The following is a 255-nucleotide window of genomic DNA, read 5'->3' on the forward strand; positions in this document are numbered from 1 at the left end:
GGTTTTAGTGAACCGCCGTTTGAAGCGGTATAAGGCATCGTTTGTGGCACCGCCTAAATGGAGTTGTGAAAAACCATGTGCTTTACCATAACGGCACGCTTCTGCCATGATCAGTGAATTCCCGGCACAACGAAAATGTGCAGGATCATTGGCGACCAAATGGTAATGCATATAATCGCCGTGATGGACGATCAACGCGGAAGAAATGGTCTGGCCCTCGAATTTTGCATTGAGCAGGAATTGTTTGCCTTCGAG

1 protein-coding gene is annotated in these 255 nt (G+C 47.8%); it reads right to left on the minus strand.

All coding sequences use genetic code 11. From position 1 onward, the window contains the following. Positions 1-255 (minus strand): GNAT family N-acetyltransferase (locus R0J92_RS24605; protein WP_411053613.1); only part of this gene is annotated, 255 nt, incomplete at both ends.

The sequence above is a fragment of the Tritonibacter sp. SIMBA_163 genome (assembly GCF_046535935.1).
Classification (GTDB): Bacteria; Pseudomonadota; Alphaproteobacteria; order Rhodobacterales; family Rhodobacteraceae; genus Epibacterium; species Epibacterium scottomollicae.